General features: G+C 64.1%; 16 protein-coding genes and 4 tRNA genes. 16 read left to right on the top strand and 4 right to left on the bottom strand.

From position 1 onward, the window contains the following. Positions 1-46: 46 nt before the first annotated feature. The gene (locus NP552_RS19635; protein WP_173925078.1) at positions 47-1537 is read right to left on the bottom strand and encodes an MDR family MFS transporter; all 1491 of its coding nucleotides are present in this window, start codon (positions 1535-1537) and stop codon (positions 47-49) included. A gap of 49 nt (positions 1538-1586) precedes the next feature. Next, entirely contained in the window at positions 1587-2627 is a 1041-nt protein-coding gene (locus NP552_RS19630) for an HlyD family secretion protein (RefSeq protein ID WP_043862863.1), read from the bottom strand. Positions 2628-2770: 143 nt separating this feature from the next. Between NP552_RS19630 and gltX the strand changes: the two genes are divergently transcribed. From gltX to NP552_RS19580, 10 genes are all read left to right on the top strand, one after another. Further along, positions 2771-4252: a glutamate--tRNA ligase gene (gene gltX, locus NP552_RS19625; protein WP_043862862.1), complete on the top strand. Its 1482-nt coding sequence runs from the start codon at positions 2771-2773 to the stop codon at positions 4250-4252. 297 nt (positions 4253-4549) lie between these two features. Continuing rightward, positions 4550-4625 (top strand) — tRNA-Ala (locus NP552_RS19620). Positions 4626-4703: 78 nt separating this feature from the next. Continuing rightward, a tRNA-Glu gene (locus NP552_RS19615) sits at positions 4704-4779 on the top strand. 53 nt (positions 4780-4832) lie between these two features. Further along, a tRNA-Ala gene (locus NP552_RS19610) sits at positions 4833-4908 on the top strand. 44 nt (positions 4909-4952) lie between these two features. Beyond that, a tRNA-Glu gene (locus NP552_RS19605) sits at positions 4953-5028 on the top strand. A gap of 161 nt (positions 5029-5189) precedes the next feature. After that, positions 5190-5729: a TetR/AcrR family transcriptional regulator gene (locus NP552_RS19600; protein ID WP_078479730.1), complete on the top strand. Its 540-nt coding sequence runs from the start codon at positions 5190-5192 to the stop codon at positions 5727-5729. 14 nt (positions 5730-5743) lie between these two features. Further along, positions 5744-6577: an alpha/beta fold hydrolase gene (locus NP552_RS19595; RefSeq protein WP_043862860.1), complete on the top strand. Its 834-nt coding sequence runs from the start codon at positions 5744-5746 to the stop codon at positions 6575-6577. Positions 6578-6621: 44 nt separating this feature from the next. After that, complete coding sequence (locus tag NP552_RS19590) at positions 6622-7059, top strand: acyl-CoA thioesterase (RefSeq protein ID WP_043862859.1); 438 nt, start codon at positions 6622-6624, stop codon at positions 7057-7059. 49 nt (positions 7060-7108) lie between these two features. Continuing rightward, entirely contained in the window at positions 7109-8068 is a 960-nt protein-coding gene (locus NP552_RS19585) for a tRNA dihydrouridine synthase (RefSeq protein WP_054916655.1), read from the top strand. A 115-nt stretch (positions 8069-8183) separates the two neighbouring features. Beyond that, a complete protein-coding gene (locus tag NP552_RS19580; protein WP_043862857.1) occupies positions 8184-8627 on the top strand; it encodes an Hsp20 family protein in 444 nt (147 codons plus the stop codon). 109 nt (positions 8628-8736) lie between these two features. Here the strand turns inward: NP552_RS19580 and NP552_RS19575 are convergent, their stop codons facing one another. Both NP552_RS19575 and NP552_RS19570 read right to left on the bottom strand, forming a co-directional pair. Beyond that, positions 8737-12033: a PAS domain S-box protein gene (locus NP552_RS19575; RefSeq protein ID WP_054916654.1), complete on the bottom strand. Its 3297-nt coding sequence runs from the start codon at positions 12031-12033 to the stop codon at positions 8737-8739. A gap of 62 nt (positions 12034-12095) precedes the next feature. Beyond that, the gene (locus tag NP552_RS19570; RefSeq protein ID WP_043862855.1) at positions 12096-12974 is read right to left on the bottom strand and encodes a LysR family transcriptional regulator; all 879 of its coding nucleotides are present in this window, start codon (positions 12972-12974) and stop codon (positions 12096-12098) included. 142 nt (positions 12975-13116) lie between these two features. On the opposite strand from NP552_RS19570, the gene leuC reads away from it, so the two are divergent. The 6 genes from leuC to NP552_RS19540 all read left to right on the top strand — a co-directional run bounded on the left by leuC (position 13117) and on the right by NP552_RS19540 (position 19477). Next, positions 13117-14550: a 3-isopropylmalate dehydratase large subunit gene (leuC, locus tag NP552_RS19565; RefSeq protein WP_043862854.1), complete on the top strand. Its 1434-nt coding sequence runs from the start codon at positions 13117-13119 to the stop codon at positions 14548-14550. After that, on the top strand, positions 14547-15191 hold the full coding sequence (leuD, locus tag NP552_RS19560) for a 3-isopropylmalate dehydratase small subunit (protein WP_043862853.1): 645 nt from the start codon (positions 14547-14549) through the stop codon (positions 15189-15191). The genes leuC and leuD overlap by 4 nt, the downstream gene beginning before the upstream one ends. A gap of 44 nt (positions 15192-15235) precedes the next feature. Then, entirely contained in the window at positions 15236-16003 is a 768-nt protein-coding gene (locus NP552_RS19555; protein ID WP_043862852.1) for a class I SAM-dependent methyltransferase, read from the top strand. Between the two features lie 55 nt (positions 16004-16058). Further along, positions 16059-17141, top strand: coding sequence for a 3-isopropylmalate dehydrogenase (leuB, locus tag NP552_RS19550; RefSeq protein WP_043862851.1), 1083 nt, complete (start codon positions 16059-16061; stop codon positions 17139-17141). A 64-nt stretch (positions 17142-17205) separates the two neighbouring features. Next, positions 17206-18318, top strand: a complete 1113-nt coding sequence (gene asd / locus NP552_RS19545) for an aspartate-semialdehyde dehydrogenase (protein ID WP_043862850.1) — start codon at positions 17206-17208, stop codon at positions 18316-18318. A gap of 148 nt (positions 18319-18466) precedes the next feature. Then, complete coding sequence (locus NP552_RS19540; protein ID WP_043862849.1) at positions 18467-19477, top strand: aspartate-semialdehyde dehydrogenase; 1011 nt, start codon at positions 18467-18469, stop codon at positions 19475-19477. Positions 19478-19510 lie beyond the last annotated feature (33 nt).

The raw sequence follows: 19510 nt of genomic DNA, 5'->3' as shown, positions 1-19510 counted from the left end.
GGAGTACCTGCGGGAGCGGGCTTGCCAGCGAAGACTTCAACGCGGTCTAGTGCGCCTCGCCCGCCTTCAACCCCTGCGGCAGCTTCTTCGTCAACAGCACCGCCACCATGCTGATTGCCAGCCCGATGCCGACAAAATGGAAGGCATCGTTGTACGCCATGATCATCGCCTGCTGATGGGTGATCTCGCTCAGCCTGGCCAGTGCTGCCCCTTCGCTGCCCAGCTTCTCGGTCAGCAAGGTCAGCCGCTCGGCCACTGCGGCATTGGTCGGTACCACCGCCTCGCGCAGGTAGTCGAAATACACCTTGGTGCGCGCATCCAGCAGCGTGGCCAGCAGCGCAATGCCGATGGCCCCGCCCAGGTTGCGCAGGATGTTGAACAGGCTCGACGCCGAGCCTGCGTCCTGCGGCTGGATATAGGCCGTGGCAATCAGCGAGATGGTCACCATGATCATCGGCTGCCCCAGCGCACGGATGATCTGGATATGGTTGAACTGGGTGCCGGCAAAGTCCGGGTTCAATACCCCCGAGCTGAAACTCGCCAGCCCGAACAGCCCGAAGCCGATGGTGCAGAGGATCTTCGGCGAAATCACCTTCATCAGTTGCGGGACCAGCGGGATCAGGAACAGCTGCGGCACCCCCATCCACATGATCACTTCGCCGATCTGCAGGGCGTTGTAGTTCTGGATCTGCGCCAGGTACAGCGGCAGCAGGTAGATCGAACCGTACAACCCCACGCCCATGCCCAGGCTGGCAATGCTCGACAACCCGAAATTGCGGTTCTGCAGGATGCGCAGGTTGATCAGCGGGTTGGGTTTCGAGAACTGCACGATCACGAAGGTAATGAGGCTGACCAGGGCAATGCTGCCCAGGGTGACGATCAGCCCCGACTCGAGCCAGTCCTTGCGATGCCCCTCCTCAAGAAACACCTGCAGGCAGCCAAGCCCGACGCCCAGCGTCAGGATGCCGGTGTAGTCGGTGCTTTTGAGCAGCTCCCAGTGTGCTTCCTTCTTCTCCAGGCCGTACAGCAAGCCGCCGATCATGATCAGGCCGGGCGGGATGTTGATGTAGAAGATGTATTCCCAGCCCCAGTTTTCGGTCAGCCAGCCGCCCAGGGTAGGGCCGATGGACGGGGCGAAGGTGGCGGTCATGGCGAACATCGCCATGCCCTTGGCGCGGTGATGCTCGGGCAGCTTGATCAGGGTCAGGGTGAAGGCCAGCGGGATCAGGGCGCCGCCGGTAAAACCCTGCAGGGCGCGGAACACGATCATGCTTTCCAGGTTCCAGGCCATCGAGCACAGCAGCGACGACACCAGAAAACCCGCCGACACCCACACCGCCAGGCGCCGCGCCGACAGCAGCTGCACCAGCCAGGCGGTCAGCGGGATCATGATGATCTCGGCCACCAGGTAGGAGGTGGAGATCCACGAGCCTTCTTCCAGGGTCGCCGACAGGGCGCCCTGGATGTCCTTGAGCGACGAGTTGGTGATCTGGATGTCGAGCACTGCCATGAACGCGCCGAGCATCACGCTCATCACCGCGATCCAGTCGCGCCGGCTGGGTTCGCCGGCGGGACGGATCAGTTGATCACCGGCCATCGGTACGGATATCGACGGTGGCGGTCACCGACATGCCCGGGCGGATCTTGCCGTGCAGCGGGTTGTCGGCGGCGAAGGTCAGCTTGACCGGGATGCGCTGCACGACCTTGGTGAAGTTGCCGGTGGCGTTGTCGGGTGGCAGCAGGCTGAACTGCGCGCCGGAAGCGGCGAACAGGCTGTCGACGCGGCCTTCGATCGGCGTGTCGGGGTAGCTGTCGAACACCAGCTCGGCACGCTGGCCGGGCTGCATCTTGCCGATCTGGGTTTCCTTGAAGTTGGCCTGCACCCAGATGTCCTGATCGGGCACGATCGACAGCAGGTAGGCGCCGGCCTGCACGTACTGGCCGTTGCGTGCCGCGCGCTGGCCGATCATGCCGCTGATCGGCGCGCGAATTTCACTGCGGCTCAGGTTCAGCTCGGCCTGGGCCAGGTCGGTGCGGGCGGTGGCGATCTGGGCGTCCAGGCGCTTGAGTTCGGCAGCCAGTGCGTTGACCTGCTGGCGTTGACCCTGCAGATCGGCCTGGGCCTTGCTCACCTGGGAGCGTGCCACGTTGCTTTCGGCCGACAGGGTGGTCACCCGTTCTTCCGAGACAAAGCCTGGCTTGCGCAGCGCCTGTGCACGGTTGAGGTCCAGCTGGGTACGCCCAAGCGTGGCCTGGTTGGCCGACACCTGTGCCTGGCCGGCGGCGATCAGGCTCGCCTGCTGCGTCAGGCGGCTGTCGGCTTGCAGGCGCTCGGCCTCGCGGGTGGCCAGGGTGGCGCGGGCGCGCTCCACTGCAAACTGGAAGTCGTTGCCTTCCAGGCGCACCAGCAGGTCGCCCTTGGCCACATGCTGGTTGTCCTCGACCAGCACCTGCTCGATGCGCGCGCCCAACTGGCTGGAAACCCGGGTGATCTCGCCCTGCACGTAGGCGTTGTCGGTGCTCTCGTAGAAGCGCCCCTTGAAGTACCAGTGGGCCAGAAAGCCCAGGCCGATGAGCAGAACCAGGGTCAGGAAAATCAGCAGGCGACGCTTGAGTTGGGCAGGCATGGGTACGATCGTTCCAAAAATGTAAGCAAATTTAACAAGGTTTGCCTTGGCAAACACAAGCGCCGATCGTGCCCATTGCTGGAGCCGGGTGGCCCCGTGCTGTTAACATCCAGCCTTTGTTTCACCTCTTGTTCGAGACTCTCATGACCACCGTTCGCACGCGTATCGCGCCTTCGCCGACTGGCGATCCCCATGTCGGCACCGCCTACATCGCCCTGTTCAACTACTGCTTCGCCAAGCAGCACGGTGGCGAATTCATCCTGCGTATCGAAGATACCGATCAGCTGCGCTCCACCCGCGAGTCCGAGCAGCAGATCTTCGATGCCCTGCGCTGGCTGGGTATCGAATGGAGCGAAGGCCCGGATGTCGGCGGCCCGCACGGCCCGTACCGCCAGAGCGAACGCGGCGAGATCTACAAGCAGTACGCCCAGCAACTGGTCGATCTGGGCCATGCCTTCCCGTGCTTCTGCACTGCCGAAGAACTGGACCAGATGCGTGCCGAGCAGATGGCCCGCGGCGAAACCCCGCGCTATGACGGGCGCGCCTTGCTGCTCTCGCCTGAAGAAGTGCAGCGTCGCCTGGCCGCCGGCGAGCCCCATGTGATCCGCATGAAAGTGCCGACCGAAGGCGTGTGCGTGGTACCGGACATGCTGCGCGGCGACGTCGAGATTCCGTGGGACCGCATGGACATGCAGGTACTGATGAAGACCGATGGCCTGCCGACCTACTTCCTGGCCAACGTGGTCGATGACCACCTGATGGGCATCACCCACGTATTGCGTGGCGAAGAGTGGCTGCCTTCGGCGCCCAAGCTGATCAAGCTGTACGAGTACTTCGGTTGGGAGCAGCCAACCCTGTGCTACATGCCGCTGCTGCGCAACCCCGACAAGAGCAAGCTGTCCAAGCGCAAGAACCCGACCTCGGTGACCTTCTACGAGCGCATGGGCTTCATGCCCGAAGCCATGCTCAACTACCTGGGCCGCATGGGCTGGTCGATGCCGGACGAGCGCGAGAAGTTCTCGCTGGCCGAAATGGTCGAGCACTTCGACCTGTCGCGTGTGTCGCTGGGCGGCCCGATCTTCGACATCGAGAAGCTGTCGTGGCTCAACGGCCAGTGGCTGCGTGAGCTGCCTGTCGCAGAGTTTGCCGCGCGCGTGCAGAAATGGGCGTTCAACAGCGACTACATGATGAAGATCGCGCCGCACGTGCAGGGCAGGGTAGAGACCTTCAGCCAGATTGCGCCGCTGGGTGGGTTCTTCTTCGAAGGTGCGCTCAAGCTCGACGCCAAGCTGTTCGAGCACAAGAAACTGTCGGCCGACCAGGTACGCCAGGTGATCCAGCTGATCCTGTGGAAGCTCGAGGGGCTGCGCCAGTGGGAGAAGGATCGCATCACCGGCTGCATCCAGGCGGTGGTCGAGGCGCTGGAGCTCAAGCTGCGTGACGCGATGCCGCTGATGTTCGCCGCGATTTCCGGCCAGGCCAGCTCGGTGTCGGTGCTCGATGCCATGGAGATCCTCGGGCCGGACCTGACCCGCTACCGCCTGCGCCAGGCGCTGGACCTGCTGGGTGGTGTGTCGAAGAAAGAAAACAAGGAATGGGAAAAGCTGTTGGGCACCATTGCCTGAGCATTTTTCCCGTAGGAGCCGGCCTTGCCGGCGAACAAAGCGCTGCGGTACCCGGTATTGCGCAGCGCCTGTTTCGCCGGCAAGGCCGGCTCCTGCAAGGGCGAGACCCCCGAGTTTGCGGGGGCTCTCCTGACCCAGGCCGGTAAGTGTTTGTTATCTCGGAAATTTCTTTTGGATTTTGTTGAAAATTTATTTGACAGGTCTTCAATCCGATCTTAATATGCGCCCCGTCCACAGCGATGAACGAAACGAAGCGCGAAGCACCCAGCCAAGCGATTCAGTTCAAAGCGACATTGTGGGGCTATAGCTCAGCTGGGAGAGCGCCTGCATGGCATGCAGGAGGTCAGCGGTTCGATCCCGCTTAGCTCCACCAAATTCCCTATCCGGAGTTGGTCATACAACTCAGGGTTCAACCGGGTTCCAGCAGCCGGGTTGTGTGGTAAGAAGGTTCGTCCCCTTCGTCTAGTGGCCTAGGACACCGCCCTTTCACGGCGGTAACAGGGGTTCGAGTCCCCTAGGGGACGCCAGTTTTACACAAGTGATGTTGCAAGACATCGCTGGGCCGCGAGGCTAGAAATCTGGGGCTATAGCTCAGCTGGGAGAGCGCCTGCATGGCATGCAGGAGGTCAGCGGTTCGATCCCGCTTAGCTCCACCAATTTTGCCAGGGTTCGTGAAAACGAGCCTGCACGAAGGTTACAAGTCCCCTTCGTCTAGTGGCCTAGGACACCGCCCTTTCACGGCGGTAACAGGGGTTCGAGTCCCCTAGGGGACGCCATTTTACCCGCTCTGCGGGATTTCAAGGCTCATTCGATTATTGAATGAGCCTTTTGTTTTTTCCCTCGAAAAAATCTCTTTCGCCCTTGGGCCGCAGGAGAAAGTGCTTGCCAATAAATATTATGAGCATAATATTAGCTCCATAATATTTGGAGGCCTGCCATGCACGACAAAAAAGCCCAGACCCGCCAGCGCATTTTGGATGCGGCGCGCAGTGCGCTGATCCTTAACGGCCCGGCCGACCCCAGTGTGCAGCAGGTGATGGGCGCTGCGGGGCTCACCGTGGGTGGGTTCTATGCGCATTTCGAGAACAAGGATGCGCTGATGCTCGAAGCCTTTTGCCAGTTGCTTGGCGAGCGCCGGGCCTTGCTGGCACAGGTCGACGCGTCGCTGGACGGGGAGGCGCGTCGTGCCCTGGTGGCGGCCTTCTACCTGTCGCGCAAACACCGCGATGCCGTCGACAGCGGCTGCCCGCTGCCCAGCTCTCTGGGCGAGATCAATCAGTTGCCGGCGACCTTTCGCGCGGTGCTGACCGAGCATATCGAGTTGATGATGGCCAACCTGGCCGACACCCCCGAAGACGCCGACAAGGTGCTGGCCGACCTGGCCCTGATGGTCGGCGGCCTGGCCCTGGCGCGTGCGCTGGGTACCAGCGAATTGTCCGACCGTGTGTTGCGTGCCGCCAAGTCCGCGGTGATCTGATCTGGAGCGACGTGATGAACAGCCTGAGCTGGATTCGTGGTATCAACGCCACTGTTGGACGCCTGGCACCCAATCGGGTGGCCGGGCAGATGCGCCAGGCCTTCATGAGCCCGCGCACCTTGCCGCCACGCGACTGGGAGCTGCCGCTGCTGGCGCGTGCCGAGCGCATTACCCTGCGCTTTGGCCTGAGTGCGCTGCGCTGGGGGCAAGGCCCCACGGTGCTGCTGATGCACGGCTGGGAGGGGCGCCCCACCCAGTTCGCCCATCTGATCGAGGCCCTGGTGGCCGCCGGCTATTGTGCGGTGGCGCTCGAAGGGCCGGCCCACGGCCGCTCGCGTGGAAACAAGGCCAACGTGGTGTCGTTCGCCCACGCCTTGCTCGAGGCGGCCGGTGAGCTGGGCCCATTGCACGGGGTGATCGGCCATTCCATGGGCGGTGCCAGTACGCTGCTGGCCCTGCAGTGGGGGCTGCGTACCGAGGTGGCGGTGAGCATCGCCGCGCCAGCGCGCCTGCTCGAGGTGCTGCGCGGCATGGCGCGGCACCTGGGGTTGCCGGCGCGGGCGCGGGCAGCCTTCATTCGCCAGGTGGAGCGAGAGGTCGGGGTGCCGATCTCGCGCCTGGACGTGGCCGTCTACCAGCTGGAACTGCCCGGTTTCATCGTGCATGCCGAGGACGACCCGCTGGTCGCCGTCAGCGAGGCGCGGCTGATTCATCAGGCGTGGTTCGACAGCCAGCTGCTGCTGTTGCCCCAGGGCGGGCATATGCGTGTGCTGTCCGACCCGCAACTGGTCGACGGCGTGCTTGCGCTGCTGCAACGCAGTGCCCGGCCAGTGCGCCAATCGGCCTGAGCATCCGTTACACTCTGCCCGTTAACTACAGATCGGGAGCGGGCATGAGCTGGGATCGGGCAACGCCATTTACCATCGACCTGCAGGTCGGTGCCGAGGATATCGACGGCCTGGGGCACGCCAACAACGCGGTGTACGTCACCTGGCTCGAGCGCTGCGCATGGCGTCATTCCCAGCGCCTGGGGCTGGACCTGGCCGAGTACCGGCGCCTGGACCGCGCCATGGCCGTGGTGCGTCACGAGATCGATTACCTGGCCAGCGCCTATGAGGACGACATCCTGCAGTTGGCCACCTGGATCGTCGACTGGGACCAGCGCCTGAAGATGACCCGTCACTTCCAGCTGGTGCGACCAAGCGATGGCACCACCTTGCTGCGGGCGCAGACCACCTTCGTGTGCATCGAGCTGTCCACCGGCAAGCCCAGGCGCATGCCGGCAGAATTCATCGAGGGCTACGGCGCCGCGATGGCCGGAGCCCGATAAGCCACGGTTTTTGCTAGACTGCCGGCCTTTTTCGCGCGAGACCCACGCCATGCAAATTGCCCTGGCCCCCATGGAGGGGCTGGTCGACAACATCCTTCGCGACGTACTGACCCAGGTGGGCGGCATCGACTGGTGTGTCACCGAGTTCATTCGCGTGTGCGACCGGTTGCTGCCGGCGCATGTGTACGAGAAGCTGGCCCCGGAGCTTGGCCGCGGTGCGCAAACCGCCGCCGGCGTGCCTTTGCGTGTGCAGTTGCTGGGCTCCGACCCGGCATGCCTGGCCGATAACGCGGTGCTGGCCTGCGAGCTGGGCGCCCCCGTCATCGACCTCAATTTCGGTTGCCCGGCCAAGACCGTGAACAAGTCCCGCGGCGGCGCGGTGCTGCTCAAGGAGCCCGAGCTGCTGCATGCCATCCTGCGCGAAGTGCGCCGGGCGGTGCCTGCGCATATCCCGGTCACCGCCAAGATGCGCCTGGGCTTCGACAGCCCGGACGGTGCGCTGGACTGCGCCCGCGCCCTGGCCGAAGGCGGTGCCGACCAGTTGGTGGTGCACGCACGCACCAAGGTCGACGGCTACAAGCCGCCGGCGCATTGGGAGTACGTGGCGCGGGTGCAAGAGGTGGTGAAGGTGCCGGTGTTCGCCAACGGCGAGGTGTGGACGCTGGAAGACTGGCGCCGCTGCCGCGAGGTCAGCGGCGTGGAGGACATCATGCTCGGTCGCGGCCTGGTGTCGCGCCCGGACCTGGCCCGGCAGATTGCCGCCGAGCGCCAGGGCATCGAGTTCGTGCCGCTGGACTGGCAGGCACTGCAACCGCTGCTGCAGGACTTCTGGGTGCAGGCCCGGGAACAGATGACCGAGCGTCAGGCACCGGGGCGACTGAAGCAGTGGGTGGCGATGCTGACCCGTACCTACCCCGAAGCCACGGCACTGTTTACCGAACTGCGCCGCGAGACCGACTGTGATCGCGTGGCGCGGCTGCTGGGTATTCCGGTCAGCGAGGCGGCCTGAAAAAATTTTTGTGGTCGATGCTTGAAATGTTAGGGCGGGTCCTTATCTAGGGAGTACGCGATGCCGAAGTCGGGTCGCGCAATCACCAACTCGCTGATATTTCAGGAGATGTACCATGACTACCGCATTTTCTCTGGCTCCACTGTTCCGTCAATCCGTTGGCTTCGACCGTTTCAACGACCTGTTCGAATCCGCGGCACGTAGCGAGTCGGGTAGCACCTACCCACCCTACAATGTTGAAAAACATGGCGAAGACCACTACCGAATCGTCGTTGCTGCAGCTGGCTTCCAGGAAGAGGACCTCGACCTGCAAGTGGAAAAAGGCGTTCTGACCGTCAGTGGCGGCAAGCGTGACAGCAGTGGTGAAAGCGTCACCTACCTGCACCAGGGCATCGCCCAGCGGGCCTTCAAGTTGTCCTTCCGCCTGGCTGACCACATCGAAGTGAAGTCGGCGGGCCTGGCCAACGGTCTGCTCAGTGTCGATCTGCTGCGTGTTGTGCCTGAAGAAGCCAAGGCCAAGCGCATCCCGATCAACGGTGAGAAACCTGCGCTGAACTGAGTGTGGGCTGAGTGAAAGAGGGCACCTTCGGGTGCCCTTTTTTGTGCCCGGTTCGCGCGCCTCTTCACAGCAGGAGCCAGCTTGCTGGCAACTGCCGTACTGCGGTGTGTCAGTAGTCCGCCGGTGCCTGCAGCAGCATCGCCCTGAACTCGTTCAGCGGCAATGGCCGGCTGTGCAGGTACCCCTGGTACAGATGGCACCCCAGCCGCTCCAGAAACTCCAGTTGCTCCGACAGCTCCACCCCTTCGGCAATCACTGCCAGGTCCAGGCTTCTGGCCATGGCCACGATGGCCTTGACGATCTCTGCATCATTGGGGTCCAGCGGTGCATCGCGCACGAACGACTGATCGATCTTCAGCGCATCCACCGGCAAGCGCTTGAGGTAGGTGAGCGACGAGTAGCCGGTGCCGAAGTCATCCATCGCAAAGCTCACCCCGAACGCCTTCAGCTCGCGCATCTTGCTGATGGTGTCCTCCAGGTTCTGGATCACGATGCCCTCGGTGATCTCCAGCTTGAGCATCTGGTAGGGCAGGCGGTAGTCGTCCAGGCTGCGCCGCACCCGCTCGACGAAATCGTTCTGGCGGAACTGGCGCGGGCTGATGTTCACGCACAGGCTGAAATCCATCGGATCGATCAGCCCGTCCTGCAGCATGCGCGAGCAGGCATCGCAGGCTTCGTCTAGTATCCAGCTGCCCACCTCCAGGATCAGCCCGCTTTCCTCCAGCACCTGGATGAACTGGCTGGGCGGCTGCTGGCCCAACAGCGGATGATGCCAGCGCAGCAGCACCTCGGCCCCGACGATGCGGTTGTCACGGGCATCCACCTGGGGCTGGAAGTGCAGCGCCAGTTCGCCCCTGGCCAGGGCCATGCGCAGGTCGCTCTCCATGCGCAGGCGTTCACTGGCGGCCTTCTGCATGGTGGTGTGGAACAGTTGCGTGGTGTTGCGACCCGAATCCTTGGCGCGGTACAGCGCAATGTCGGCGCGCTTGAGCAGGTCGGCCGGCGTGGTGCCGTGGTCGGGGATCAGCGCCACGCCGATGCTGGGGGTTACCTGCAGGCGCTGGCCGTCCAGCGACATCGGCTCGGCCAGCAGTTCGCGCAAGGTGTCGGCCAGTTGGCGAACCTTGTCGGTGACCTCTTCGCGGCTGCCTTCCAGGCCGCTCAGCAGCACCACGAACTCGTCACCCCCCAGGCGCGCCACGGTGTCCTCCAGGCGCACGCTGGCTTCAAGCCGGGCTGTGATGATCTTGAGCACCGTATCGCCCACCGGGTGGCCCAGCGAGTCGTTGATGTGCTTGAAGTGGTCGAGGTCGAGGAACAGCAGGGCGCCGCGCAGGTTCTGGCGTTTGAGCAGGGCGATCTGCTGGCTCAGGCGATCCATCAGCAGGGCGCGGTTGGGCAGGTTGGTCAGCGGGTCGTGGTAGGCCAGGTGACGGATCTGCGCCTGGGCATTCTTGAGCTGGCTGACGTCGCGGGCAGTCAGTAGCAGGCAGTCTGTCTCGTTGAGGGTGATCGGCTCCATCGACACCTCCACGGTGAGGATTTCGCCGCGTTTGTTGCGCCCCAGCATTTCGCGGTGGTGCACCCGCCCGCGCTCACGCATTTCACCGAACAGCAGGGTCTGCTGCTTGTCGTCGGCCCACAACCCGATCTGAGCCATGCTCTGGCCGATCACCTCGTCGGCGCTGTAGCCGGTGAGCCGGCAGAAGCCGTCGTTCACCTCCAGGTAGCGGCCACTGTCGCGCTCGGTGATGGTGATGGCGTCGGGGCTGGAGTGGAAGGCCTTGGCGAACTTCTCCTCACTGGCCTTGAGTGCGGCTTCGCCGCGTTGCTGCTGGGTGATGTCGCGCAGGGTGGTGACGCTGCAGGGCTGGTTGTCGACCTTGATCAGGCGGCTGGAAATCACACAGGTCAGGGGCTGGCCATCCTTGTGATTGACCACCACCGCGACATTGTTCAACGCCTGGTCGCGAATCACCTGCTCGATGCGTCGTGCGCGGGCGGCCGATTCGGCCCACAGCCCCAGTTGTTCGGCGGTACGACCCAGTACCTGGTCGGCGCACCAGCCGAAGGTCTGGGTGAACGCCTGGTTGATCTCGATGAACTGGCCGGTGTCCTGGCGGGTGACGCAGATGGGGTCGGGGCTGACCTGGAACAGGCTGGCGAACTTTTCCTCCGAGCTGGTCAGGCGCTGTTCGCGTTCAACCTGTTCGGTGATGTCCAGCAGGGTGCCGGCCATGCGAAGCGGGTTGCCCTGGTCGTCACGGTACAGCCGTGCGCGACTCTCCAGGTAGCGTGAGGCGCCGTTTTCCAGCTGGATGCGGTAGGTGATCTGGTAGTTGCCCGCGGGGCCTTCGCGCAGGCTGCGATAGGCCTGGCGCATGCCGCTGCGCTCAAGCTCGGGCACGCCTTCGAAAAACGCCTCGAACGACTCGTGGAACGGCACCGGCGCCAGGCCGTGCAGTTGTGCCGCGCGGGCCGAGCCGTACAGCATGCCGCTGGGGATGTGCCAGTCCCAGGTACCCAACTGGGCAGAGTCCAGTGCCAGGTCCAGGCGCTCCTGGCTGTCCTTGAGGGCTTGTTCGGCACGTTTGCGCTCGCTGGTGTCGACGAAAGTACTGAGCAGGTAGGTGACACCTTCGAGTTCGATGGCCTGGGTGCTGAGGATGCCATCGTGGACCTGCCCGCTGCTGGCGCGAAACTGCACTTCCAGGGTCACCGGACCGTTGTTGCCGCTGGTGGCCTCCAGCACCTGGTCACGCTGCCTGGGGTTGGCCCACAGGCCCAGTTCCAGCGTGGTACGCCCGATGACCTGGGCGCCGGGCCAGCCAAGAATGTTCTCGAAGTGCTGGTTGACCTCATGGATCAGCCCGTCGGCGCGCCGGGTCAGCAGCACCACGTTCGGGCTCAGGTGAAAAAGCGTGGCAAAGCGCTTTTCGGAGTTGATCAGTGCGGTTTCGCGTTCGCGCTGGCGGGTGATCTCGCGCACCACCCCGATCATCTGCAGGCGCCCGTCGCGGTTGGTGGCCAGGCTGCCGTTCACTTCCAGCCAGTGCAGGCTGCCGTCCGGCCAGCGGATGCGATGGCGCAGGGCCTGGTCCACCGGCTCGCCGTTGAGCACTGCATGAAAGGCCTGGCGCATGCGCGCGCGGTCCTCTTCCGGCAGCAGGTCGAGGTAGTCGATGTCGTGGGTCAGCGGTTGATGCGGATCGAAGCCAAACAGTGCCTGGGTGCCTCGTGACCAGTTGATGCGCCCGCTGCCCACATCCCACACCCAGGCGCCAAGGTGCGCACCATTGAGCGCCGCGAGCAACTGCGGCGCACTTTCCCAGGCCTGTTCCAGCTCCTGGGGGTCTGCTGCGTGGATACGGGGAAGGCGCGCAAAACGATTGGCTGACTTGGGCATCGGTACCAGACCTTTGGCGGGTGATACGTCCTTGGTGGCGGGCCGCCCGGGGCAGGGGCGGGCTACGCCGGGCTTGCGTGACTGTCGAGCAGGGCCATGAAGGCTCTGGCCGCATTCGATAACGTTCGTTCCGTGTGCAGAATGTAGCCTAGCTGGCGCGACAGCTGTATGCCCGGCAAGTCGATGGATGCAACCTGCTCATCGAGCATTGTGCGCGGCAGCACACTCCAGGCCAGCCCGATCGACACCATCATCTTGATGGTTTCCAGGTAGTTGGTGCTCATGGCGATGTTGGGGACCAGGCCCTGGGCCTCGAACAGACGCTGCACAATATGGTGTGTGAAAGTGTTGCCGCCGGGGAACACGGCCGGGTGGTGGGCAATGTCCGCCAGGCCCACCGCGCCCTTGCAGGCCAGCGGGTGCTCGGGGGCGACCACGAAATCCAGCGGGTCGTCCCATACCGGCACCGCGCGCACCAGGCTGTGGGGCTCGGGGGCGAGGGTGATCACGGCGATTTCGGCGCGCCCGTGCAGAATTTCCTCGTAGGCCACTTCCGAGTCCAGAAACTGGATGTCCAGAGCCACAGCCGGGTACTGACGGGTAAACGCCCGCAACAGCGGCGGCAGGCGGTGCAGGCCGATGTGATGGCTGGTGGCCAGGGTCAGTCGACCGCTGACCTCGCCGGTGAGGTTGGTCAGGGCCCGCCGGGTGTCGTCCAGCACGTTGAGGATCTGGTAGGCGCGCGGCAGCAGGGCACGGCCGGCTTCGGTCAGGCTCACCTCGCGGCCAAGGCGGTCGAACAGGCGCACATCCAGCTGCTGCTCCAGCCCGGCAATGCGCTTGCTGATGGCCGGCTGGGTCAGGTGCAGGCGCTCGCCGGCACCGGAAAAGCTCCCGGTTTCAGCGATGGCGATGAAGGCACTAAGGTTGGCCAGGTCCACGGAATGAGTTCCTCGGGTTTGGATTCCTGAAAGTTATCCAAAGCATAAAAAATATGAATTTGAGTTATTCAATCTAACCCCATAGCATCGTCCGTACAAGCCAAGGGGTTATTGGCATAGAAAGACTGATGAGGAAAGTCTGATGGCTGGCAAAACGCTCTACGACAAGCTCTGGGATTCGCACTTGGTCAAGCAGCGCGACGACGGTTCGGCGCTGATCTATATCGACCGTCACATCATTCACGAAGTGACGTCGCCGCAGGCCTTCGAGGGGCTGCGCCTGGCCAACCGCAAACCCTGGCGCATCGATGCCAACATCGCCACCCCCGACCACAACGTGCCCACCACGCCAGAGCGCAAGGGCGGCATCGAGGCCATCGCCGACCAGGTGTCGCGCCTGCAGGTGCAGACCCTCGACGAAAACTGTGACGAATACGGCATCACCGAATTCAAGATGAACGATGTGCGCCAGGGCATCGTCCACGTCATCGGCCCGGAGCAGGGTGCCACCTTGCCCGGCATGACCGTGGTCTGCGGCGACTCGCACACCTCCACCCACGGCGCGTTCGGCGCCCTGGCCCACGGCATCGGCACCTCCGAGGTCGAGCACGTGCTCGCTACCCAGTGCCTGGTGGCCAAGAAGATGAAAAACATGCTGGTGCGCGTCGAAGGGCAATTGCCGTTCGGCGTCACTGCCAAGGACATCGTGCTGGCCGTGATCGGCAAGATCGGGACCGCCGGCGGCAACGGGCATGCCATCGAGTTTGCCGGCAGCGCCATTCGCGAGTTGTCGGTCGAAGGCCGCATGACCATCTGCAACATGTCCATCGAGGCCGGTGCGCGGGTGGGCCTGGTGGCCACCGACGAGAAGACCGTTGCCTACGTCAAGGGTCGTCCGTATGCGCCCAAGGGCGAGCAGTGGGACCTGGCCGTCGAAGCCTGGAAAGACCTGGTGTCCGACAGCGACGCGGTGTTCGACACCGTGGTCGAGCTGGACGCGGCGCAGATCAAACCGCAGGTCAGCTGGGGCACCTCGCCCGAGATGGTGCTGGCGGTCGACCAGCGCGTGCCGGACCCGGCGGCCGAGGCCGACCTGGTCAAGCGCGGTTCCATCGAACGCGCGCTCAAGTACATGGGCCTGAACGCCAACCAGGCGATCACCGACATTCAGCTCGACCGCGTGTTCATCGGTTCGTGCACCAACTCGCGCATCGAAGACCTGCGCGCCGCGGCCGTGATCGCCAAGGGCCGCAAGGTGGCCTCGACCATCAAGCAGGCCATCGTGGTGCCGGGCTCGGGCCTGGTCAAGGCGCAGGCCGAGCAGGAAGGCCTGGACAAGATCTTCCTCGAGGCCGGTTTCGAATGGCGTGAGCCGGGCTGCTCGATGTGCCTGGCGATGAACCCGGACCGCCTCGAAAGTGGCGAGCATTGCGCCTCCACCTCCAACCGCAACTTCGAGGGGCGCCAGGGCGCCGGTGGGCGTACCCACCTGGTGAGCCCGGCAATGGCGGCGGCTGCCGCAGTAACCGGTCGTTTTGTCGATGTACGCGAGTTGATCCAAGGGAGCGCAGCATGAAAGCCTTTACCCAGCACACCGGCCTGGTCGCCCCGTTGGACCGTGCCAACGTCGACACCGACCAGATCATCCCCAAGCAGTTCTTGAAGTCGATCAAGCGCACCGGGTTCGGCCCGAACCTGTTCGACGAATGGCGTTACCTGGACGTGGGTCAGCCCTACCAGGACAACAGCAAGCGCCCGCTGAACCAGGATTTCGTGCTCAACCATGCGCGTTACCAGGGGGCCAGCGTGTTGCTGGCGCGGGAGAACTTCGGTTGCGGTTCGAGCCGCGAGCATGCGCCTTGGGCGCTGGAAGAGTACGGCTTTCGCAGCATCATTGCGCCCAGCTACGCCGACATCTTCTTCAACAACAGCTTCAAGAACGGCTTGCTGCCGATCATCCTCGGCGACGAGGAAGTCGACGAGCTGTTCAAGCAGGTTGAGGCGGACCCGGGCTACCAGCTGACCATCGACCTGCAGGCGCAGACCGTGACGCGGCCGGACGGCAAGGTGCTCCACTTCGAGATCGACGCGTTCCGCAAGCATTGCCTGCTCAACGGCCTGGATGACATCGGCCTGACCTTGCAGGATGGCGATGCGATTGCAGCGTTTGAAGCCAGGCACCGTGCTAGCCAGCCCTGGTTGTTTCGCGACGCCTGAATGATGCAGTGATGTGCCGGCCAAGCCGCCCCAGGAGATCCATGATGACCCGCAGCACCGCCCACACCGAAGTCGTCCAGCGCCAGTTCGGCGAACAAGCCTCTGCCTACCTGAGCAGCGCCGTGCATGCCCAGGGTAGCGAATTCGCCCTGCTGCAGGCCGAGCTTGCCGGGCACGCCGACGCCCGCCTGCTGGACCTTGGCTGCGGTGCCGGTCACGTGAGCTTCCATGTCGCCCCGCTGGTGGCCGAAGTGGTCGCCTATGACCTGTCGCAGCAGATGCTCGACGTGGTCGGCGCCGCCGCCATCGAGCGCGGCTTGAACAACATCGTCACCGAGCGTGGCGCCGCCGAGCGCCTGCCGTTCGCCGACGCCTCGTTCGATTTCGTCTTCAGCCGCTACTCGGCGCACCACTGGAGCGACCTGGGCCTGGCCCTGCGCGAGGTGCGCCGGGTGCTCAAGCCCGGCGGCGTGGCCGCGTTCGTCGACGTCATGTCGCCGGGCAGCCCGCTGCTCGACACCTACCTGCAAAGCGTCGAAGTACTGCGCGACACCAGCCACGTGCGCGATTATTCTGCCGGCGAGTGGCTGCAACAGGTCAGCGAAGCCGGCCTGTGCACCCGCAGCCACACGCGCCAGCGCCTGCGCCTGGAATACACCTCGTGGGTGGAGCGCATGCGCACCCCCGAGCCGATGCGTGCGGCGATTCGCCAGTTGCAGCAGGCGATGGGCGACGAAGTTCGCCAGCATTACCAGATAGAAGCCGATGGCTCCTTCAGCACCGACGTGATCGTGCTCTGGGCCCAACGCTGAGTTTTCCCCGGTACGCCAGTGCGGCGCACCGCTTGAATTGAATGATGAGGAACCCATGAGCAAGCAGATTCTGATTCTCCCAGGTGATGGCATTGGCCCGGAAATCATGGCCGAGGCGGTCAAGGTGCTGGAACTGGCCAACGACAAGTTCCAGCTCGGCTTCAGCCTGGCGCACGATGTGATCGGTGGCGCGGCCATCGACAAGCACGGCGTGCCGCTGGCCGACGAGACCCTGGAACGTGCGCGCCAGGCCGACGCCGTGCTGCTGGGCGCGGTGGGCGGGCCGAAGTGGGACAAGATCGAGCGTGATATCCGCCCTGAGCGCGGCCTGCTGAAAATCCGTTCGCAACTGGGCCTGTTCGCCAACCTGCGTCCGGCCATTCTCTACCCGCAGCTGGCCGATGCGTCCTCGCTCAAGCCAGAAATCGTCGCCGGCCTGGATATCCTGATCGTGCGCGAGCTGACCGGCGGCATCTACTTCGGCGCGCCGCGCGGCACCCGCGAACTGGAAGGCGGCGAGCGCCAGGCCTACGACACCCTGCCGTACAGCGAGAGCGAAATCCGCCGCATCGCCCGTGTCGGTTTCGACATGGCCCGCGTGCGCGGCAAGAAGCTGTGCTCGGTGGACAAGGCCAACGTGCTCGCCTCCAGCCAGCTGTGGCGTGAAATCGTCGAGGACGTGGCCAAGGACTACGCGGATGTCGAGCTCAGCCACATGTACGTCGACAACGCCGCCATGCAACTGGTGCGCGCGCCCAAGCAGTTCGACGTGATGGTCACCGACAACATGTTCGGCGACATCCTGTCGGATGAGGCTTCCATGCTCACCGGTTCCATCGGCATGCTGCCGTCGGCGTCACTGGATGCCAACAACAAGGGCATGTACGAGCCGTGCCACGGTTCGGCCCCGGACATCGCCGGGCAAGGCATCGCCAACCCGCTGGCGACCATCCTGTCGGTATCGATGATGCTGCGTTACAGCTTCAACCAGCAGGCGGCGGCCGAGGCCATCGAACAGGCCGTGAGCCTGGTGCTGGATCAGGGCCTGCGCACCGGCGACATCTGGTCGGCGGGCTGCAGCAAGGTAGGTACGCAGGAAATGGGCGACGCAGTAGTCGCAGCGCTGCGGAATCTGTAATCTCTCGGGCCCGCCGCTGGTTTCTTCCAGGCGGCGGCCCACTTTTAGCGAAGGTGTAGTTGCGATGAAACGTGTAGGTCTGATCGGTTGGCGCGGTATGGTCGGTTCCGTGCTCATGCAGCGGATGCTCGAAGAGCAGGATTTCGATCTGATCGAGCCGGTGTTCTTCACTACCTCCAATGTCGGGGGCCAGGGGCCATCCGTGGGCAAGGACATTGCTCCGCTCAAGGATGCGTACAGCATTGAAGAGCTCAAGACCCTCGATGTGATCCTGACCTGCCAGGGTGGCGACTACACCAACGAGGTGTTCCCCAAGCTGCGCGAAGCCGGCTGGCAGGGTTACTGGATCGATGCCGCTTCCAGCCTGCGCATGCAGGATGACGCGGTCATCGTGCTGGACCCGGTCAACCGCAAGGTCATCGACCAGCAGCTGGACGCCGGCACCAAGAACTACATCGGTGGCAACTGCACCGTCAGCCTGATGCTGATGGGCCTGGGCGGCCTGTTCGAAGCCGGTCTGGTCGAATGGATGAGCGCCATGACCTACCAGGCGGCCTCCGGCGCTGGCGCGCAGAACATGCGCGAGCTGATCAAGCAGATGGGCGCTACCCATGCGGCGGTTGCCGATGACCTGGCCAACCCGGCGGCGGCCATCCTCGACATCGACCGCAAGGTTGCCGAGGCCATGCGCAGCGACGCCTACCCGACCGAGAACTTCGGCGTGCCGCTGGCCGGCAGCCTGATCCCGTGGATCGACAAGGAACTGCCCAACGGACAGAGCCGTGAAGAGTGGAAGGCCCAGGCCGAGACCAACAAGATCCTGGGTCGTTTCAAGAACCCGATCCCGGTCGACGGCATCTGCGTGCGCATCGGCGCCATGCGTTGCCACAGCCAGGCGCTGACCATCAAGCTGAACAAGGACGTGCCGATCGCCGACATCGAAGGCATGATCAGCCAGCACAACCCCTGGGTGAAGCTGGTGCCGAACCAGCGCGAGATCAGCATGCAGGAGCTGAGCCCGACCAACGTCACCGGCACGCTGAACATCCCGGTAGGGCGTCTGCGCAAGCTGAACATGGGGTCGCAGTACCTGGGCGCCTTCACCGTGGGCGACCAGCTGCTGTGGGGCGCGGCCGAGCCGCTGCGTCGCATGCTGCGGATCCTGCTGGAACGTTGATCGCTGCTGCGCGGTAGAACAGGCCCCCTCGTCTTGCGACGCAGGGGGCTTTTTTGTGGTGGCCTGATGCCTTTGCCGGCACCGGGTGGTCTCGCTGCGGCAATCCGAGTAAAGTGCCGCTCCCCCCGTTCTGCCAGAGGCACTGTCCATGACTCAGACCTACGATATCGCCGTGATCGGCGCCACCGGCACCGTCGGCGAGACCCTGGTGCAAATCCTCGAGGAGCGCGATTTTCCCCTGGGCACCCTGCACCTGCTGGCCAGCAACGAGTCGGCGGGCAGCTCGGTGAACTACCGTGGCAAGAACCTGCGCGTGCGCGAAGTCGATGCCTTCGACTTCAGCCAGGTCAAGCTGGCGTTCTTCGCCGCAGGCCCTGCGGTTACCCGCAGTTTCGCCGCCAAGGCGCGTGCCGCCGGGTGTGCGGTGATCGATCTGTCCGGCGCGCTGTCGGCCGAACAGGTGGCAGCAGTGGTGCCCGAGGCCAATCCACAGGCTATCGACAGTCAGAGCCTGCCCGTGCAACTGGTCAGCCCGAGCGCTGCCGCGGTTGCCCTGGCGGTGGTGCTGGCCCCGCTCAAGCACCTGCTGGAACTGGAACGGGTCAACGTGACGGCGTGCATGGCGGTGTCGGCACAGGGCCGCGAGGCGGTGGGCGAACTGGCCCGGCAAACTGCCGAGTTGCTCAATGCGCGTCCGCTGGAGCCGCGCTTCTTCGATCGCCAGGTGGCGTTCAACCTGCTGGCCCAGGTGGGTACCAGCGACAGCGAGGGCCATGGCGCGCTGGAACGTCGCCTGGTGAGTGAGCTGCGCGAGTTGCTTGGCCTGCCTTCGCTGAAGATTTCCGTGACCTGTGTTCAAGTCCCGGTGTTTTTCGGCGATAGCTACACTGTGGCCGTGCACAGTCGCAAGGCGGTCGATCTGGCGGCGGTGAACGCCGTGCTGGAGCACGCCGACAGTGTCGAACTGGTGGAGGCGGGTGACTACCCGACCCCGGTCGGCGATGCGGTGGCCCAGGATGTGGTGTATGTCGGGCGGGTGCGTGGCGGTGTCGACGAAGCCGAACAGCTCAATCTCTGGCTGACCACCGACAACGTGCGCAAAGGCGCGGCGTTGAACGCCGTACAGCTGGCGGAGTTGTTGATAAAACACCTTGCGTAAAAGATACTTGGCGACGATTTGCACATTGTTTCT

Origin of the sequence: Pseudomonas sp. 8209, from assembly GCF_028682105.1 — a bacterium.
Taxonomy (GTDB): Bacteria; Pseudomonadota; Gammaproteobacteria; order Pseudomonadales; family Pseudomonadaceae; genus Aquipseudomonas; species Aquipseudomonas palmensis.
This window is presented reverse-complemented; position numbering and strand designations above follow the sequence as displayed.

Bases quoted from the DNA above. Each gene is read 5' to 3' on its own strand.
- NP552_RS19630 (WP_043862863.1), bottom strand. From the start codon at position 2,627: ATGCCTGCCCAACTCAAGCGTCGCCTGCTGATTTTCCTGACCCTGGTT.
- gltX (WP_043862862.1), top strand. From the start codon at position 2,771: ATGACCACCGTTCGCACGCGTATCGCGCCTTCGCCGACTGGCGATCCC.
- NP552_RS19600 (WP_078479730.1), top strand. From the start codon at position 5,190: ATGCACGACAAAAAAGCCCAGACCCGCCAGCGCATTTTGGATGCGGCG.
- NP552_RS19595 (WP_043862860.1), top strand. From the start codon at position 5,744: ATGAACAGCCTGAGCTGGATTCGTGGTATCAACGCCACTGTTGGACGC.
- NP552_RS19590 (WP_043862859.1), top strand. From the start codon at position 6,622: ATGAGCTGGGATCGGGCAACGCCATTTACCATCGACCTGCAGGTCGGT.
- NP552_RS19585 (WP_054916655.1), top strand. From the start codon at position 7,109: ATGCAAATTGCCCTGGCCCCCATGGAGGGGCTGGTCGACAACATCCTT.
- NP552_RS19580 (WP_043862857.1), top strand. From the start codon at position 8,184: ATGACTACCGCATTTTCTCTGGCTCCACTGTTCCGTCAATCCGTTGGC.
- NP552_RS19575 (WP_054916654.1), bottom strand. From the start codon at position 12,033: ATGCCCAAGTCAGCCAATCGTTTTGCGCGCCTTCCCCGTATCCACGCA.
- leuC (WP_043862854.1), top strand. From the start codon at position 13,117: ATGGCTGGCAAAACGCTCTACGACAAGCTCTGGGATTCGCACTTGGTC.
- leuD (WP_043862853.1), top strand. From the start codon at position 14,547: ATGAAAGCCTTTACCCAGCACACCGGCCTGGTCGCCCCGTTGGACCGT.
- NP552_RS19555 (WP_043862852.1), top strand. From the start codon at position 15,236: ATGACCCGCAGCACCGCCCACACCGAAGTCGTCCAGCGCCAGTTCGGC.
- leuB (WP_043862851.1), top strand. From the start codon at position 16,059: ATGAGCAAGCAGATTCTGATTCTCCCAGGTGATGGCATTGGCCCGGAA.
- asd (WP_043862850.1), top strand. From the start codon at position 17,206: ATGAAACGTGTAGGTCTGATCGGTTGGCGCGGTATGGTCGGTTCCGTG.
- NP552_RS19540 (WP_043862849.1), top strand. From the start codon at position 18,467: ATGACTCAGACCTACGATATCGCCGTGATCGGCGCCACCGGCACCGTC.